Here is a 17,396-nt window from a genome sequence, read left to right as displayed (position 1 = left end):
TTGGTCGCCGGCCAACGCAGGAGCAACACAATGAAAGACGTGAAAAAAGACCACAGCATCGGTGCAGGCACGGGTGCAATGACCGGCGTGGTGGCCGGTGCTGCGATCGGTTCGGCCGCGGGTCCCGTCGGTAGCGCCGTCGGTGCGGTGGTGGGCGGCATCGTTGGGGCCAAGGCGGGCGACTCGATCGCCGAAGCGGTCAATCCAACGACCTATACCGAGCACTTCCGCAAGGACTACGTGAGTGCACCGTATTACATCAGCGGCAGCGAATGGCGTGACTACGAACCGGCGTACAAGTACGGCTACGACACTTACGGTCAGTACCGTGGGCGCCAGTTCGACGACGTCGAGAGTGAACTCCAGCGCAATTGGGACACCACGCGCGGCAACTCGCGCCTGGCTTGGAACGATGCGCGCCAGGCCGTACGCGACGGCTGGCATTACATCGAACGCGCAATGCCCGGCGATGCGGACCGCGATGGGCGATGAGGCGCGCTTGTGCGCCACTGGCGCACGCGCCGAAGAGCGCCCGCCGCGCTGCGGCGGGCCGGACCGATGAGCGGCGTTCACGGATGAGCGGCGTTCCCGGTGGCGCTGCGAAGGGGCTGGACCGATGAGGCAATAGAGCACCCATGCACAGGGTGAGCTTTTGATCTTTTGACGAGGAACAGCACACAGCCATGCGGAACCGGCAACGGTTCCGCATTTCTGTCCACGCGCCGCTGGAGTACGATGCCCGCCTCACCGAACGACGAGGCCGGCCGCGTGGCTGGCGATTCCATGGCCAACGACAAGCCCTCCCGCGAACAGGCCGAAGCCGCCGTCCGCACCCTGCTCAGCTGGGCCGGTGACGATCCCGGCCGCGAAGGCCTGCTCGACACGCCGAAGCGCGTCGTCACCGCCTTTGGCGACTGGTTCAGCGGTTACGACGTGGATGCGCGGGCCTACCTCGCCCGCACCTTCGAGGAAGTCGCCGGCTACGACGAGATGATCGTCCTGCGCGACATCCAGTTCGAAAGCCATTGCGAGCACCACATGGCGCCGATCATCGGTCGGGCCCATGTCGGCTACCTGCCCGATGGCAAGGTCGTCGGCATCAGCAAGCTCGCCCGCGTGGTCGAAACCTATGCGCGCCGCCTGCAGGTGCAGGAAAAGATGACCGCGCAGATCGCCGACTGCATCCATGACGTGCTGCAGCCGCGTGGCGTCGGCGTGGTGATCGAGGCCGCGCACGAGTGCATGACCACGCGCGGCGTGCACAAGCGTGGCGTCAGCATGATCACCTCGAAGATGCTCGGCAGCTTCCGCGAGGACGCGCGCACCCGCGCCGAGTTCCTGCAGTTCATCGACGTCGGCCCCGGACGTTGAACTTCCGGACGCCGCGCGCCGCGCGGCGGACTTCCGAAAACCCTCGTGGAGCGTGGTGATGGATTGCATGCCGTCGTGGTTGCGTGCCCCGGTCTCGTTGTTGCTGGCTCCGCTGTTGCTGGCGGCGGTTTCCTGCGCGGCGAACGCCGCCGAAGCCCCCGCCACCCTGCGCGTCGACATCCTGCACAGCGGCAATGCGTTGACCGACTCCTATGCGCTCGATCGCGTGGTGCTGGAACCGTTGCCGTGGCCGGGCAATCCGGCGCGGCCACTGGACGACACCAACCGCGGCCTCAACCGCTTCGAGGTGGTCGATCCGCAGACCAACAAGGTGCTGTACTCGCGCGGCTACAGTACGATCTTCGGCGAGTGGCGCACGACCGAGGAAGCGCAGAAGCACAGCCGCGGCTTCCAGGAATCGCTGCGTTTCCCGCGCCCGGACAAGCCGGTCAGGGTGCGCGTGCTGCAGCGCGACGACCGCAACGAGTTCTCGGTGGTGTGGAGCGTCGATGTCGATCCGGCCGCGCTGGACATCGAGCAGGAAAAGCACCCGGCGCCGGCGACGCCGATCGCGATCCGCAACAACGGTCCCTCGGCGGACAAGGTTGACCTGCTGATCCTGGGCGACGGCTACACGCGCGAAGAACTCGGCAAGTTCGAGGCCGATGCGCGCCGCCTCGCCGATCATCTCTTCAGCGTCTCGCCGTTCCGCGAACGCGCCAGCGACTTCAACGTCTGGGCACTGGCCGTGCCCACGCGCGAATCCGGCGTGTCGCGCCCGTCCACCGGCACCTTCCACGACTCCGCGCTCAACACCCGCTACGACATCTTCGGCAGCGAGCGCTACGTGCTCACCCTCGACAACCGTGCCCTGCGCGAGCTGGCGCAGTACGCGCCGAACGAGTTCATCGAGATCCTGGTCAACAACGAGACCTACGGTGGCGGCGGGATCTTCGGCCAGTTCAGCACCGCGGCAGCCAGCAACGACTGGGCGAACTACCTGTTCGTGCACGAGTTCGGCCACCACTTCGCCGCGCTGGCGGACGAGTACTACACCTCGCCGGTGGCCTATACCGCGGGCGCGGAGCGGCCGGAGCCGTGGGAGCCCAACGTCACCGCGCTGCTCGATCCCGCGCAACTGAAGTGGAGGCGCCATGTCGCCCCGACCACGCCCTTGCCGACGCCGTGGCCCAAGGCCGAATACGAGAAGTACCAGCGTGAGTACCAGGCCAAGCGCGTCGCGCTGCGCAAGGCCAACCGTCCGGAGTCGGAGATGAGCGCGCTGTTCGCCGCCGAACGCCGCTTCACCGACCAGCTGTTCGCGCGCCATCCCAACCACGGCCTGGTCGGCGCCTTCGAGGGCGCGAACTACCAGGCCAGCGGTTATTACCGCTCGGAAATGCAGTGCACGATGTTCAGCCGCACGGAGCGCTTCTGCCAGGTCTGCCAGGACGCGATCGCGGACATCATCGACCTGTACGCAGGGGCGCCGGCGGCGACGCGCTAAACTCCGCGCTCGCAACTCCTCGAAGCGCCATCGTGACCGAACCCAATACCGGCGCGCGCCAAGCCGCGCTGATCTTCATCTTCATCACCGTCCTGATCGACATCCTCGCGTTCGGGCTGATCATTCCGGTGCTGCCGCTGCTGGTGAAACAGTTTGCCGGCGGCGACTACGGCGACGCCGCGCATTGGATCGGCTGGTTCGGCATGCTGTTCTCGGCGATCCAGTTCGTGTGTGCGCCGATCCAGGGCGCGCTCTCGGACCGCTTCGGCCGGCGACCGGTGATCCTGTTGTCGTGCCTGGGCCTCGGCGTCGATTTCATCTTCATGGCGCTTGCGCCATCGATGTCATGGCTGCTGGTCGGCCGGGTGATCTCCGCGATCTTCTCCGCCAGCTTCACCACCGCCAATGCCTACATCGCCGACATCACCGCGCCGGAAAAGCGCGCGCAGGCCTTCGGCATGCTCGGCGCGGCGTTCGGCCTGGGCTTCATCGTCGGTCCGGTGCTGGGCGGACTGCTGAGCGGGATCGACCTGCGCTTCCCGTTCTGGGGCGCGGCCTTCCTCGCCCTGTGCAATTTCGCCTATGGCTGGTTCGTGCTGCCCGAATCGCATCCGCGCGAGCATCGCTCGCCGATCTTCGACTGGCGCCACGCCAACCCGCTGGGTTCGCTGAAGCTGTTGCGCAGCTATCCGCGGATCTGGGGCCTGGCGGCGGTCGTGTTCCTGATCAACCTCGCCCACTTCGTCTATCCGAACATCTTCGTGCTGTTCGCCGACTACCGGTACCAGTGGCATCCGAAACAGGTCGGCCTGGTGCTGGGCGTGGTCGGCGTGTGCGGCGTGATCGTGCAGGCCGGCCTGGTGAAGCACGCGGTGGCCGCGTGGGGCGAGCGCCGCGCGCTGCTGTTCGGGCTGTGCGCGGGCATCGTGGGCTTCAGCATCTACGGCTGGGCGCCGACCGGCATGCTGTTCCTGATGGGCATTCCGATCATGGCGTTCTGGGGCTTCGCGATGCCGGCGACGCAGGCGATGGTGACCAGGCAGGTCGATCGCAGCGTGCAGGGGCGCGTGCAGGGAGCCTTGAGCAGCCTGATGAGCTTGGCCGGGATCCTGGCGCCGCATTTCTACACCGGCATCTTCGCCTGGTTCATCAGCGACAAGGCGCCTTCCCATCAGCCGGGCGCGCCGTTCTGGGCCGCGGGCCTGCTGCTGGTGGTCGCACTCGGGATGGCGTGGCGCTTCGCGCGCGCGCCGCAGGTGGTGGCGCAGCCGGCCACGTAGGCGCCAACGCGCGGCTAACAAGGAGCGCGCGAGACTGCCGGTTCCTTCGCGATCGGGAACCGTGCCATGGCCCGCTGTGACGTCTGCGGCAACGACTACGACAAGGCGTTCACCATCGACGGGCCACGCGGCCGTGGCACCTTCGATTCGTTCGAGTGCGCCATCCACGCGCTGGCACCGGTCTGCGCGCACTGCGGTTGCCGGATCATCGGCCACGGCGCCGAGCACCACGGCCGCTACTACTGCTGCGCGCATTGCGCCCGCGAGTCCGGCGTGAAGGGCCTCGACGACCGGGTGTGAAGCCGGCGCCGCCGCGGATCAGATCGCCAGCTTGTCCAGCTGCTCCTGCGGCAGCGGCATCAGCGCCCAGAACGGCACGCCCTGCTCACCCCAGACGACGGCGGCCTCGTTGAGGATGTCGAGCAGGGTGGCGAAATTCTCGTCATCCGCCTGGCGCCACATGTCGGTGTGTTCGAGCAGCAGCACGTAACCACGCGCGCGCAGCCAGCTCAGGTCGCCGAGGCTGTCGGCCAGGGCGTCGAAGTTGCCGCCGAACCAGGCGGGGAAGCGCAGCGCCTGGGCGAAGCGTTCCAGTGCCCGGTGCTTGCTGCCGCAGCCGGCGAGCTCGATCCGCACCACCGCGAAATCCAGCGCCTGCGCGGCCTCGGCGAGGGCGTCGCTCTCGCGCGCATCGACGAAATACGCGCCGCCCTGGCTCGGGTCGGCCAGTACCTCGCGCACATCGATGGCCATCATCGGGACACCTCGGCCGCTTCAATGCCGAAGCGGCGGAAACTGCGGTAGTGGTCGTCGGTGTACCAATACTCGCGCGGGGGCTCACCGCCGGTGATGATGCGGCGCGCGCCACGATCGGAGGCGCCGGGCGTGGCGACCGTGTACTCGTGGTAGTAGCCGCGCGGCTGCGCAGGCAGGCGGTGTTCGCGGTTCTGGAACACGCTGCCGTCCTGGCGGAACGGATACGGGCCGCCGCGGTCGATGTTTTGGAGGACAGCGTGCGCCTCCACCGGCAAGAAGCTGGGATAGCGCGAAACCGTTGTGTCGTCCGCTGCGCGCGGGAGCACGGGCGCGACTTGCGGCAGCGCTGCCACGGACGTGGGGGCGCTGGCCGTGGGCGCAGGCGCGCGCTGCTGCGACCACAACCACAGGCCGAGCAGTACGAACAGGGCAAGGAAGATCCAGGCGATACGCCGCATGCAACACAACCATGCAAGTGTGATGCCAGCCGTTGGAAGCGGTTGAAACGCCGCTGCCTGTCAGGCGTGGCGCCGTTCCCGGCGAAGACGCGGGGAGCGCCGCGGCAGCTTCGGCCCTGGCCCGCCGCCGATTTGGACGCTACGCGTCACCCGCAGCGGACATTGCTGATGGTGTTGCCGGCATCGACGTCGATGTTCAAGCGGCTGGCGTTGTATTCCATGGTCACCACCTGGCCCGGCTTGAGCGTGCGTGCGATCTCGGCACCGGCGGCGCTGCGCGCCTGCTCCACCGTCTCGGCGGTGGCCATCTGGCCGACCACGCTGCGTGCGGCTTCGGCGTTGCACCCGGGCTGCATCGGGGGCGTGGCGGCGGTGTTGCCGGTGGTCGTCGCGGTGGCGGCGGCAGCCTTGTCCGCGTCGACGTCAGCGGCGGATCGGGTGGTGGTGCAGGCGCCCAGCGCGAGCAGCATGGGCGCAGTCAGGACCAGCAGGCGGCGTGGCATGGCGGACATCCCGGGGGAGGAGGCGGCAGTGTGGCAGCCAACGCGTGTGCTGCCGGTCAACCCGCGGCGTGGCGCGGCGCCCCGCTATGGCCCCGCCGCTGCCGGTGCCGGTGCGGTGTCATGCGCCTGCGCCTGCAGTTCGTGTTCCACCAGCGGCACCAGCGCCGCGGTGAAGCGGGCCGCGTCGGCCGCGGTGAGATGCGACCACTCCGGCAGCTCGTAACCCTGCAGTTGCCGGTAATCCTCGAAGTGGATTCCCGGGGCGCCCGTGCGCTGCAGCAGCGGCGCCCAGGTGTTCGCGCGCGGCAGTACCTTCTGTTCGAAGGCGTAATACGCACCGTTGCTGGGCGGCCGCACGAACACTACCGGCACGCCGCGCCGGCGCAGCGTCGCGATTGCCTTCGCGGCGCGCTCGATCTGTTCCGTCGCCACGGCGCGGGCCTTGGCCGGGGTATCCATGTTCGGCGGCGGCGGGCCGGTGAAGTGCTCGGCCCAGATGCTGCGCGCGAGCGCGCGGTACTGCGGATCGACTTCGACCTTGCGCCAGATGCGCGTGTTGCGGTCGGCGTCCTGCGTCATCAGCTTGCGCACGCGCGTGTCCTTGCGCATCCCGGGACGCAGCGGCCAGTCCTGGCGCATCACCACCGTCGGCAGGGCGAAGTCCGGATCGTAGAAGGCGAAATACGGTTCGAGCAGGTGCTTGGACAGCCAGTGGCCGCTGCGCTGCGACGGGCCCTGGCGGTGGTAGTGCGAGATCGCCTCGCCGCGGTAGGCGAAGCCGCTGAAGAACAGGTCGGGCGCAACGCCGACCACCAGCCGTCCGGTGAAGTTCGGATCGCTGGCGAGGTCTTCCAGCACCGGCACCGGCGAGGTGCCCTCGAGCGCGAGCTGGATCGGGCGTTCGCCGGTCATGCGCTCCCACACCGGCAACTGCACGTCGAACAGCACGCGCGAGGAACCGATCAGCACCGTCTTGCCGCCTTCGCCGGCATCGATGCGGCGGCGCTGCTCCGCCCACGCACCGTTGCTGTTGCGGTAGCCCGGGGTGGCGCCGAAGTCGCGCCAGTACAGTTCCCACGCGGTCATCAGCAGCAGGAACAGCGCCAGCGCGCCGAGCAGGATCCGGCCCCACGGCTGCGGCGGAATGTCGCGCTCTGGCACCGGCTGCGCGACACCCGGACGGTCGGACGCGGTGAGCCGCACGAAGCCGGGGCGCTCGAACTGCGCCGGGAGCGCCACGCCTTCGGCGGCGGCCACCGATGCTGTCAGTGCCACGTCAGAACTGGAAATAGATGAAGGCATTGCCTGCCCCTTGCGCGGCCACGACCGCGAATGCCATCAGGCCCAAGGCTGCCGCCAGCGGCAGCGGATGCCGCCGCGCCAGCATCGCCTCGAGCGTCTGGCTGCGCATCAGCCAGTGCGCGAGCACGATGCCGGTGACGATCAGCGCCACCATCGTCAGTTGTGCGGTGGCGAGGATCGGCTGCGCGCCGCCGTTGCCGCCGAACATGCCGCGCAGCACCTGCCACGCCTGCGCGAAGGTCTTGGCGCGGAAGAACACCCAGGTGAGGTTGACCAGGGCGTAGGTGAGCAGGCCGAGACCGAAGAACGCGAGCGGCGACGGCGTGTAGCCGGTGAAGCGCGCACGCAAGGCGCGCTCGCCTGCGAGGTAGAGGCCGTGCAGTCCGCCCCACACCACGAAGGTCCAGCTGGCGCCATGCCACAGCCCGCCCAGCAGCATCGTCGCCATCAGCGCGCAATACGTGCGCGCCTCGCCGTGGCGGTTGCCGCCCAGCGGGATGTACAGGTAGTCGCGCAGCCACGCCGACAGGGTGATGTGCCAGCGCCGCCAGAAGTCGGAGAAGCCCACCGCCGCGTACGGAAAGCGGAAGTTGTCCGGCATCGCGAAGCCCAGGCACATCGCCGCACCGATCGCCGTGGTGGAATAGCCGGCGAAGTCGCAGAAGATCTGTCCGCTGAAGGCGAGCGTGCCCATCCACGCATCCAGCGCGCCGGGTGCGGCGGCGCGGGTCGAATACACCGCTTCCGCGGCCGGGGCGAGGAAACCGTCGGCCAGCACGACCTTCTGGAACAGGCCCAGCGTCATCAGCGCCAGGCCGAAGCCGAGCTGCCGTGCGCTGGCGCGATGCGGCTGTTCGAACTGCGGCACCAGTTCGGTCGGGCGCATGATCGGACCGGCGACGAGGTGCGGGAAGAAGGTCACGAACAGCGCGTAGTCGAGCCCACTGCGCGCCGGATGCGCGCGGCGCAGGTAGACGTCCAGCGTGTAGGACAGCGTCGCGAACGTGTAGAAGGAGATGCCGACCGGCAGCACGATGTCGAGGCTGGGCGGCTGGTAGGCGATGCCTGCCGATTGCAGCAGCGCGGCGAAGTTCCCCATCAGGAACCCGCCGTACTTGAAGTAGCCGAGCATCCCCAGGTTCACCACCAGCGACAGCAGCATCCACGCGCGCCGCGCATGCGGGTTCTCCGCGTTCGCCAGTTTCTTCGCCGCCCACCAGTCGACCAGCGTGGAGATCCACAACAGCACCACGAACGGCGGGTTCCACGCGGCGTAGAACAGATAGCTCGCCAACAGCAGGTTGACCTTCTTCGTCGTCCAGTCCAGCGGCAGGTTGTGCAGCAGCAGGACGCAGGCGAAGAACACCGCGAAGGTGAGGGAGTTGAAAACCATGGCTCGCTCCACCGCCGCCGGCCGTCGCGGCCGTTACGGGACTCACCAACGCAAGTGGAACCCGGGAACGGTCACGGTCCGGCCGGTCCGTACCTGACTGGCCAGACTGGCCGCCTGTGGCGCCGCCACGCGGCGTGAACGGGAGGTCGCGTTAGATTGCCCGGATCGCGGCGCGTGGCGTCGCAGCCTGGGGTACGCCATGGCGCACACGGTCACCTTCAACGTCCCGCAGCGCGCGCTCGGCCGCGAGGACATCGAGTTCGTGGTCGAGCGCGACGGGGTGCGCTTCGGCACCCTGCTGGTGTCCAAAGGCGCGGTGGAATGGCGCCCGGCCAACAAGGTCTATAAACGCCGCCTGCGCTGGGAGCAGTTCGACCAGTTGATGCAGGAAAGCGGCAGGCGGGTGTAATGGACCCCCGCACCCACCACCCGAACGGGTGATGCCTGACCATGTCCGGCAAGCCGCACGCCCCCGCCTGCGAACGCAACCGCGATCCGATCCTGGACGTGTTGCGTCTGCATTTCGCCGATCGCCAGCGCGTGCTGGAAGTGGGCAGCGGCACCGGCCAGCACGCGGTGTACTTCGCCGAGGCGATGCCGTGGCTGACCTGGCAGTGCTCGGATGTCGCCGAACAGTTGCCCGGCATCAGCTTGTGGCTGGACGGGGCACAGCTGGCCAACACGCCGCCGCCGCTCGAGCTCGACGTGCGCGGGGCCTGGCCACAGCAATCCTTCGACGCGGTATTCAGCGCGAACACTCTGCACATCATGGCGTGGCCGGAAGTCGAGACCTTCTTCGACGGCGTGGACAAGATCCTGCAGCACGCGCCGCAGGGCGGCGTGCTCGCGGTGTATGGCCCGTTCAACTACCGCGGTGCCTACACCAGCGCCAGCAACCGCGAGTTCGATGAGTGGCTGCGGACCCGCGATCCGCGCTCGGGCATCCGCGATTTCGAATCGGTGGATGCGCTCGCCCGCGGCATCGGCCTGCAGCGCGTGGCCGACATCGCCATGCCCGCGAACAACCGCACGCTGGTGTGGCGACGGTCGGCCCCGTAGCGCGGTCAACAGAGGAGTGAAGACAATGAGCAAGACAACAACGACGGTCGTGCTGGTGCACGGCTTCTGGGGCGGCGCCGCGCACTGGAGCAAGGTGATCCTTGCGCTCGCGCGCAAGGGCTACCACGACCTGCGTGCCGTCGAACTGCCGTTGACGTCACTGGCGGATGACGCCGAACGCACGCGCAAGATGGTGGCGCAGGTGAGTGGCCCGGTTGTGCTGGTCGGGCATTCGTATGGCGGGGCCGTGATCTCGCAGGCTGGCGACCTGCCGAATGTGACGGCACTCGTGTACATCGCCGCGTTCGCGCCGGATGCGGGCGAGAGCCCGGGCGGCATCACCCAGCAGCATCCGCCGGTCGCCGTGCCCAACCTCGCGCCCGACAGCGACGGCTACCTGTGGATCAAGCCGGACAAGTTCCACGAGAGCTTCTGCCAGGACCTCACGGCGAATGAGGCGCTGGTAATGGCGGTGACGCAGAAGGCGCCCCTCGCCAGCACCTTCGGCGACGCCGTGACGGCGCCGGCATGGAAGAGCAAGCCGTCCTGGTATCAGCTCTCCAGCGAGGACCGCATGATCGCGCCGGAGAACCAGAAGCGCATGTCGGCTCGGCTCGGCGCGCGGAAGGTGATCACGCTCGCGGCGAGCCATGCGTCGCTGGCGTCGATGCCGGAGGAGGTGGCGGCGCTGATCGACGAGGCGGCCATGGCGACGGCGACGCGGTGACGCACGCGCGACCCAAAAAAGAACCCCGCCGGAGCGGGGTTCTTCGTTTCCAGTATTGGCTGCGGATCAGGCGACCTTGACGATCCGCAGCGGATTGCGCCATTCCTTCAGCAGTTCGGCTTCGCGTTCCTTGGCCTTGTGCAGGTGCTCTTCCTTGACGTGGCCGTAGCCGCGGATGTGTTCCGGAACCGAGGCGATCTCGGCGGCGAGGTCGACGTTGCCGCGGTCGAGCGTACCGAGCAGGCCGTCGATCGTGGCGAAGTAATCGACGATCAGCTGGCGCTCCATCTTGCGTTCCTCGGTCCGGCCGAAGATGTCGAACGTACCGCCGCGCAGGAAGCGCAACTTCGCCAGCCACTTGAACGCGGTGAACACCCACGGGCCGAATTCCTGCTTGATCAGGTGGCCCTGCGCGTCTTTCTTCGCCAGCAGCGGCGGGGCGAGGTGGAACTTGAGCTTGTAGTTGCCGTCGAACTGCTGCTCCAGCTTCTTCTGGAAGTCGCCGCTGGTGTACAGGCGCGCGACTTCGTACTCGTCCTTGTACGCCATCAGCTTGAAGGCGTAACGCGCGACGGCTTCGGTCAGGTCGGTGGAGCCGGCGATCTTCGAGGTCTCGGCTTCGCGCACCTTGGTGACGAAGTCGCTGTAGCGCCTGGCGTAGGCCGCATCCTGGTACTCGGTGAGGAAGCCGACGCGGCGCGTGATCAGTTCGTCGAGCGAACGCGACAGGCGCGCATCGTCGAGCGGCAGGAAGGCGATGTTGTCGCCGTCGGTGCCGTGCTCCGGCACGTGGCGCAGCTCGTCTTCCGTGCGCGTGGCGCGCGGCGCGGAGGTCGCGCCCCATTCGTTGCCCTCCCACGCACCGGCCTTGAGCATCGGCAGTTCGTGCGGCGTGGCTTCGGCGGCGGTCGGTGCGTTGCGGATCAGGCCGGCGGCTTCCGCCACGGCCTTGGGATCGATCGCGGCGAGACGGCCCCAGGCGAACGCGGTCTTGTTCATCTCGATCGCGGCGCCGTTGAGTTCGACCGCGCGCATCAGCGAATCCAATGCGATCGGCACCAGGCCCTGCTGCCAGGCGTAGCCGAGGATGAACAGGTTAGTTGCGATCGCATCGCCGAGCAGCGCAGTCGCGAGCTGCGTGGCATCGACGATGTGCAGACGGTCCGCCGCCTGCTCGCCGTTGCCCAGCGCCTTGCTGATCGCGGACACGATGTCGGTCGCCGGGAACTGCATGTCCGGGCGCGTGGTGAAGGTGCCCGGCATCGCCTCGTAGCTGTTGAGCACGACGTTGCTGCGGCCGGTGCGGATCTTCGACAGCACCCAGTAATCGTTCACCACCACCATGTCGCAGCCGAGCACGAGGTCGGCTTCGCCCGCGGCGATGCGCACGGCGTGGATGTCGGCCGGCGTCTTGGCGATGCGGATGTGGGTGGTGACCGCGCCGCCCTTCTGCGCCAAGCCGGTCTGGTCGAGCACGGTCGAGCCCTTGCCCTCCAGGTGTCCGGCCATGCCGAGCAGCGCGCCGATTGTGACCACGCCGGTGCCGCCCACGCCGGTGAGCAGGATGTTCCAGGGCTGGTCGAGCGACGGCAGCGTCGGCAGCGGCAGCGCGTCGAGGCGATCCTTGGCCGAAGACGGCTTCTTCTTCTTCAAGCCGCCGCCTTCGACGGTGACGAAGCTCGGGCAGAAGCCGTTGACGCAGCTGTAGTCCTTGTTGCAGTTGGACTGGTCGATCTCGCGCTTGCGGCCGAATTCGGTTTCCTTCGGCAGCACCGACACGCAGAACGACTTCTTGCCGCAGTCGCCGCAGCCTTCGCACACCAGGCTGTTGACCATCACGCGCTTCTGCGGATCGACCATCTTGCCGCGCTTGCGGCGGCGGCGCTTTTCGGTCGCGCAGGTCTGGTCGAAGATCAGCACCGAGGTGCCCTTCACTTCGCGCAGGCGCTTCTGCACCGCGTCGAGTTCCTTGCGGTCATGGAACTCGACGCCGGAGGGGAAGATCTCGCGCTTGTTCCACTTGGCGATGTCGTCCGACAGCAGCACGATCGTGTCGACGCCTTCGCTGCGCACCTGGTGCGCGATCTGCGGCACCGACAGCGTGCCGTCGACCGGCTGGCCGCCGGTCATCGCGACCGCGTCGTTGTAGAGGATCTTGTAGGTGATGTTGACGCCGGCGGCGATCGACTGGCGGATCGCCAGCGAACCGGAATGGAAGTAGGTGCCGTCGCCGAGGTTCTGGAACACGTGCGGGGTTTCGGTGAACGCCGCCTGGCCCGCCCATGTCACGCCTTCGCCGCCCATGTGCGTGAAGGTGTCGGTGTTGCGGTCCATCCAGGTGACCATGTAATGGCAACCGATGCCGCCGAGCGCGCGCGAACCTTCCGGCACCACGGTCGAGGTGTTGTGCGGGCAGCCCGAGCAGTAGTGCGGCACGCGCGGGAACTGCGCGCGCGGCAGGGCGAGTTCGGATTCCTTCTCGGCCATCCAGCGCAGCACGTTCTCCATGTGCTCGCTGTTGTGGAAACGCTGGATGCGCTTGGCGATGACGCCGGCGATGCGCGCGGGCGTGAGTTCGCCGGTCGAGGGCAGGATCCATTCGCCGCTCTCGTCGTACTTGCCGACGATCGACGGGCGTTGGCCGCCGTCCCAGTTGTACATCGACTCCTTCATCTGGCTTTCGATGAAGGCGTGCTTTTCTTCGACGACGACGATGTCCTGCAGGCCGCGCGCGAAGTTGCGCAGGCCCACCGGCTCCAGCGGCCAGGTCATGCCGACCTTGTAGACGCGGATGCCGAGGTCGGCGCAGGCGCGCGCGTCGAGGCCGAGGTATTCCAGCGCCTGCAGCACGTCGAGGTAGGACTTGCCGGTGGTGATGATGCCCAGGCGCGCGTTCGGCGAATCGATTACCAGGCGGTCGATCCTGTTGGCACGCGCAAAGGCCTGCGCCGCTTTCACCGCGTACTGGTGCAGGCGCATTTCCTGGTTCAGCGGCGGATCCGGCCAGCGGATGTTGAGGCCGCCTTCGGGCAGCTCGAAATCGGTCGGGATGACGATGTCGAGCGCGAGCGGATTGACGTCGACCGAGGCCGAGGATTCGACGGTTTCGGCGATGGTCTTGAAACCGACCCAGCGGCCGGTGAAGCGCGACATCGCCCAGCCGACCAGGCCCATGTCGAGGATGTCCTGCACGCCGGCCGGATTGAGCACCGGCATCATCGCGCTGACGAATTCGTGTTCGGAGCCGTGCGGCAACGTGGAGCTGCGGCAGTTGTGGTCGTCGGCCGCGAGCGCGAGCACGCCGCCAAACCTGCCGGTGCCGGCGGCGTTGGCGTGCTTGAACACGTCGCCGCAGCGGTCCACGCCGGGACCCTTGCCGTACCACATGCCATAGACGCCATCGACCTTGGCGCCGGGGAACAGGTTGGTCTGCTGCGTGCCCCAGACCATGGTCGCGCCCAGGTCTTCATTGAGGCCCGGGGTGAACTTCACGCCCGACGCTTCCAGGTGCTTGCGCGCGCGCCACAGCTCCATGTCGAAGCCGCCCAGCGGCGAGCCGCGGTAGCCGGAAATGAAGCCGCCGGTGTTGAGGCCCGCGGCCTGGTCGCGCAGGCGCTGCATCAGCGGCAGGCGCACCAGCGCCTGGACGCCGGAGAGGTAGATGCGGCCTTCGACGCGGCTGTACTTGTGCTCGAGGGTGTAGTCCGGGTCGACCACGCTGTTGGTGAGCGAGGTGTTCGCCGAGGACGGCGAGCTGAGTTCGGCGGTGCTGGTCATGGGCATGGCTCGTGCACGCGGCCGGGGCCGCGGGTGTGGCTGGGGGCGCCCGGCACTGCGCCTCACGACCGGGTGGCCGCGAGCAAAGTCCCGAGCAAAGACTCGGAATTATAGCCCGCGCCACGCGCCCTGGCCCTTGAGCTCCCTCCCCGCGTGCGGGGGAGGGCTGGGGAGGGGGAGGGGGCGCTGGGAAGCTTCACCGCCGCCCGCCCCCATCCCAACCTTCCCCCGCACAGCGGGGGAAGGGGCAAAAGCGGGGGAAGTGGGGAGTCCTAGCCTTGACCACCGATCCAGCTGCCCCGGACCCGCAATTCCGGGTCCAGCCGCACCAGGTCGGCGCGGTAACCCGGGGCGATCCGGCCCAGTTCTCCGCCCAGGCCCAGGAATTCGGCCGGATAGGTCGAGGCCATGCGGCAGGCCTCAGCCAAGGGCAGGCCCACGCGCTCCACGGTGTTGCGCACCGCGCTGGCCATGTCGAGCGCCGAGCCAGCCAGCGTGCCGTCGGCGGTGGTGCATTTGCCGTCGCGGCAGGTCATCGCCACGCCGTACAAGGTGAAGTCCTCGCGTTCGCCACCGACCGGGGGCATCGCATCGGTCACCAGCAACATCTTGCCGACCGGCTTGGCCGCGATGGCGACGCGCAGGGCGGCATCGTGCACGTGGTAGCCGTCGACGATCAGGCCGCACCAGCTGTCCGCATCTTCCAGCGCGGCGCCGACGGCACCGGGGTCGCGGCTCTGCAACGGCGTCATCGCATTGAACAGATGGGTCACGCCGCGCACGCCGGCGGCGAACGCGTCGCGCAGTTGTTCATAGCTCGCCGCGGTGTGGCCGGCGCAGACGATCACGCCGCGCGTCGTGAGCGCACGCAGGGTCTCGGCGCCGAAACGCTCCGGCGCCAGCGTCACCATCGTTCGGCCGACGCCGAGCGATGCCACCAGGTCCAGCTCGGCCGCGTCGGGGGTGTGGAACTTGTGCGGGTCGTGCACGCCCTTGCGTGCTTCGGCCAGGTACGGCCCTTCGAGGTGGATGCCGAGGATGCCGGGCACGCCCTGCGCGATCGCCTCGCGCGTGGCGTCGATCGCGCGACGCATCACCGCGACGTCGTCGCTGATCAGCGTCGGCATCAGGCCGGTGGTGCCATAGCGGCGATGCGCGGCGGCGATGCGGCGCAGGCCGTCGACGTCCGGCGCATCGTTGAACAGCACATCGCCGCCGCCATTGACCTGCGTGTCGATGAAGCCGGGGACGAGATAGCCGCCGTCCAGGTCGATCGCCTGCGCACCGCGCGCCGCTTCGCCATGCAGGACCGCGACGATGTGGCCGTCCTCCACCACCACGCTCACATCGCGCTCGAAGCCGCGTTCGGTGAGTACGTGGCCGTTGCGGAAAACCAGCGGGGGATGCGGCGCGGTCATGGCGTCAGACGGTCTCGGTGACCTTGTTGAGGTGCGGCGGCACGTCGGGATTGTGCCCGCGCGCCACGGCGAGGGCGTTGACCGCGCCATAGAACGCCTGGACCGTCAGCAGCGGGGTGCAGGCCGGATGCCGCGGTGCTGGCAATGGCAACACGCCGGCACCCTGCGCGCCCGGCAGTGCCAGCCATACCGGCGCACCGCGCGCGCGGAATTCGCTGGCGATGGCCGCCGTGCTGGCGCCGGTATCGTCGTCCTGGGCGAAGGCCAGCACCGGGAAATCCGCGCCGACGAGCGCCATCGGTCCGTGCTTCACCTCGGCCGAAGAAAATGCCTCGGCATGCAGGCCGCAGGTTTCCTTGAACTTCAGCGCGGCTTCCTGCGCCGCGGCCAGGCCCAGTCCGCGCCCGAGCACGAACAGGTTCTGGGCCAGGCGCAGGCCCGACACCAGCGATGACCAGTCCTGCCGCCACGCCGCGCGCATCGCCTCGGGCAATTCCTCGAGGGCGGCGAGCAGCGCGGCATCGCCGCTCCAGCGCGCCGCCAGCTGCAGCAGGGCGGCGAGCGAACACAGGTAGCTCTTGGTTGCGGCCACGCTGTTCTCGGGGCCGGCACGCAACGGAATGACGGTGTCGGCGAGGCGCGCCAGCGGCGAATCGGCGACGTTGACCAGGGCGACGACAATGGCGCCGGCGGCCTTGGCGATCTCGGCGTTGCGCAGCAGGTCCGGGCTCTTGCCCGATTGCGAGATCACCACGAACAGCGCGCCGTCCAGTTGCGGCTGCACGGCGTAGACCGAGCCCACCGAGGGCGAGGCCGATGCCGTCACCAGGCCGAGCGTGGTTTCGAACAGGTATTTGCCGTAGGTCGCGGCGTGGTCGGAACTGCCGCGCGCGCAGGTGACGATGAAGCGCGGCGGCGCCTGCTTCAGGCGCGCCACCAGCGCATCGATCACGTCGGCGTTGGCAGCGAACTGGCGGGCAACGGCGTCGGCGGCCTCGGCCGCTTCGGTGTACATCTTGGTGGTCGTGGGGTCGATCATGGCGCGGCGTCCGGTGATTGCATGGGTCGTCATCGCGGCGACGATGACGCACGCAGGGCTTATTCCGTGTGCAGTTCGGCGACGAAGTCGTAGGCGTCGCCGCGATAGAAGGAACGAGTGAACTCGACCACGCGCCCGTCGTCGAGGAAGGTGCGGCGTTCGATGAAGAGGCCGGGGCTGCCTTCGGGCAACTGCATCAGCCGTGCCTGTTCGGCATCGAAGGCGATGGCGCGCAGGCGCTGCAGCGCGCGCGCCGGGCGGATGCCGCATGCGGCGAAGGCCTCGTACAGGGAGTTGCCGACCATAGCGGGATCGGCGAGCACGGATTGCGGCACCGCCGTGCGCTCCAGGGCCAAGGGCTGGTCGCCGGCAGTGCGCAGGCGGTAATAGCGCACGACCTGGGAACCGGGCGAGAGGTTGAGCGCCATGGCTTCCTCGGGCGTCACTTCGCCGACACCGCGTTCGAGGAACACCGACTTGGGATCCAGTCCGCGCGCGCGCAGGTCGTCGGTGAAGCTGGTCAGCTTGGAAAACGACTTGACGATGCGCTCGGCGACAAACGTGCCCGCGCCGTGGCGCTGCACCAGCAGGCCATCCGCGACCAGGCCGGCGAGGGCCTTGCGCACGGTGACGCGGGACAAGGCCAGCAGCTTGCCCAGCTCGCGCTCGCCCGGCAGGGCCTGGCCCGGGGTGAATTCACCGTTCTCGATCGCGTGCTGCAGGGTCCGGCGCAGGTGCTGGTAGGCCGGCGCCCGACGGGTCTCGGCTTGGCGCTGGAACTCGCTGACCAGATAGCTCTCCATGCT

17 protein-coding genes are annotated in these 17,396 nt (G+C 68.4%); 8 read left to right on the top strand and 9 right to left on the bottom strand.

Annotation, left to right across the window (positions count from 1 at the left end):
• The first annotated feature begins 30 nt into the window (after positions 1 to 30).
• From ACYVGE_RS12255 to ACYVGE_RS12235, 5 genes are all read left to right on the top strand, one after another.
• Positions 31 to 492 carry a hypothetical protein gene (locus ACYVGE_RS12255; RefSeq protein ID WP_460730255.1) on the top strand — a complete coding sequence of 154 codons (462 nt, stop codon included), beginning with the start codon at positions 31 to 33 and terminating at the stop codon, positions 490 to 492.
• Positions 493 to 783: 291 nt separating this feature from the next.
• Positions 784 to 1,371, top strand: a complete 588-nt coding sequence (gene folE, locus ACYVGE_RS12250) for a GTP cyclohydrolase I FolE (RefSeq protein WP_310056207.1) — start codon at positions 784 to 786, stop codon at positions 1,369 to 1,371.
• 58 nt (positions 1,372 to 1,429) lie between these two features.
• A complete protein-coding gene (locus ACYVGE_RS12245) occupies positions 1,430 to 2,878 on the top strand; it encodes a M64 family metallopeptidase (RefSeq protein ID WP_460730253.1) in 1,449 nt (482 codons plus the stop codon).
• A 29-nt stretch (positions 2,879 to 2,907) separates the two neighbouring features.
• The gene (locus tag ACYVGE_RS12240; protein ID WP_460730577.1) at positions 2,908 to 4,158 is read left to right on the top strand and encodes a TCR/Tet family MFS transporter; all 1,251 of its coding nucleotides are present in this window, start codon (positions 2,908 to 2,910) and stop codon (positions 4,156 to 4,158) included.
• 66 nt (positions 4,159 to 4,224) lie between these two features.
• Positions 4,225 to 4,458 carry a hypothetical protein gene (locus tag ACYVGE_RS12235; RefSeq protein ID WP_460730251.1) on the top strand — a complete coding sequence of 78 codons (234 nt, stop codon included), beginning with the start codon at positions 4,225 to 4,227 and terminating at the stop codon, positions 4,456 to 4,458.
• A gap of 18 nt (positions 4,459 to 4,476) precedes the next feature.
• On the opposite strand, the gene ACYVGE_RS12230 is transcribed toward ACYVGE_RS12235, so the two are convergent.
• The 5 genes from ACYVGE_RS12230 to ACYVGE_RS12210 form a co-directional block, all read right to left on the bottom strand.
• Complete coding sequence (locus ACYVGE_RS12230) at positions 4,477 to 4,914, bottom strand: barstar family protein (protein ID WP_460730249.1); 438 nt, start codon at positions 4,912 to 4,914, stop codon at positions 4,477 to 4,479.
• A complete protein-coding gene (locus ACYVGE_RS12225; RefSeq protein WP_460730247.1) occupies positions 4,911 to 5,372 on the bottom strand; it encodes a guanyl-specific ribonuclease in 462 nt (153 codons plus the stop codon). Before ACYVGE_RS12225 ends, ACYVGE_RS12230 begins: the two co-directional genes overlap by 4 nt.
• A 146-nt stretch (positions 5,373 to 5,518) precedes the next feature.
• Positions 5,519 to 5,875: an I78 family peptidase inhibitor gene (locus ACYVGE_RS12220; protein ID WP_460730245.1), complete on the bottom strand. Its 357-nt coding sequence runs from the start codon at positions 5,873 to 5,875 to the stop codon at positions 5,519 to 5,521.
• Positions 5,876 to 5,959: 84 nt separating this feature from the next.
• Positions 5,960 to 7,150, bottom strand: a complete 1,191-nt coding sequence (locus ACYVGE_RS12215) for a hypothetical protein (protein ID WP_460730243.1) — start codon at positions 7,148 to 7,150, stop codon at positions 5,960 to 5,962.
• 1 nt (position 7,151) lies between these two features.
• Positions 7,152 to 8,570 carry an MBOAT family O-acyltransferase gene (locus tag ACYVGE_RS12210; RefSeq protein ID WP_460730241.1) on the bottom strand — a complete coding sequence of 473 codons (1,419 nt, stop codon included), beginning with the start codon at positions 8,568 to 8,570 and terminating at the stop codon, positions 7,152 to 7,154.
• Between the two features lie 199 nt (positions 8,571 to 8,769).
• On the opposite strand from ACYVGE_RS12210, the gene ACYVGE_RS12205 reads away from it, so the two are divergent.
• From ACYVGE_RS12205 to ACYVGE_RS12195, 3 genes are read left to right on the top strand one after another with little or no spacing between them, the layout of a single operon-like run.
• Entirely contained in the window at positions 8,770 to 8,979 is a 210-nt protein-coding gene (locus ACYVGE_RS12205) for a hypothetical protein (RefSeq protein ID WP_310054800.1), read from the top strand.
• Positions 8,980 to 9,020: 41 nt separating this feature from the next.
• Positions 9,021 to 9,629, top strand: coding sequence for a DUF938 domain-containing protein (locus ACYVGE_RS12200; RefSeq protein WP_460730239.1), 609 nt, complete (start codon positions 9,021 to 9,023; stop codon positions 9,627 to 9,629).
• A 25-nt stretch (positions 9,630 to 9,654) separates the two neighbouring features.
• The gene (locus ACYVGE_RS12195) at positions 9,655 to 10,356 is read left to right on the top strand and encodes an alpha/beta hydrolase (protein ID WP_460730237.1); all 702 of its coding nucleotides are present in this window, start codon (positions 9,655 to 9,657) and stop codon (positions 10,354 to 10,356) included.
• 66 nt (positions 10,357 to 10,422) lie between these two features.
• Here ACYVGE_RS12195 and ACYVGE_RS12190 read toward each other — a convergent pair whose 3' ends face one another.
• The 4 genes from ACYVGE_RS12190 to ACYVGE_RS12175 form a co-directional block, all read right to left on the bottom strand.
• Positions 10,423 to 14,133 (bottom strand): indolepyruvate ferredoxin oxidoreductase family protein, encoded by a 3,711-nt coding sequence (locus ACYVGE_RS12190; RefSeq protein ID WP_460730235.1) that lies wholly within the window; start codon positions 14,131 to 14,133, stop codon positions 10,423 to 10,425.
• 272 nt (positions 14,134 to 14,405) lie between these two features.
• Positions 14,406 to 15,551 (bottom strand): N-acetylglucosamine-6-phosphate deacetylase, encoded by a 1,146-nt coding sequence (nagA, locus tag ACYVGE_RS12185; protein ID WP_460730233.1) that lies wholly within the window; start codon positions 15,549 to 15,551, stop codon positions 14,406 to 14,408.
• 4 nt (positions 15,552 to 15,555) lie between these two features.
• Positions 15,556 to 16,590, bottom strand: a complete 1,035-nt coding sequence (locus tag ACYVGE_RS12180; RefSeq protein ID WP_460730231.1) for an SIS domain-containing protein — start codon at positions 16,588 to 16,590, stop codon at positions 15,556 to 15,558.
• A 59-nt stretch (positions 16,591 to 16,649) separates the two neighbouring features.
• Positions 16,650 to 17,393 carry a GntR family transcriptional regulator gene (locus ACYVGE_RS12175; RefSeq protein WP_310054793.1) on the bottom strand — a complete coding sequence of 248 codons (744 nt, stop codon included), beginning with the start codon at positions 17,391 to 17,393 and terminating at the stop codon, positions 16,650 to 16,652.
• Positions 17,394 to 17,396 lie beyond the last annotated feature (3 nt).

This window comes from Lysobacter rhizosphaerae (assembly GCF_054779795.1).
The sequence above is the reverse complement of the archived record's forward strand: the minus strand, read 5'-3'. Positions and strand labels throughout refer to the sequence as shown.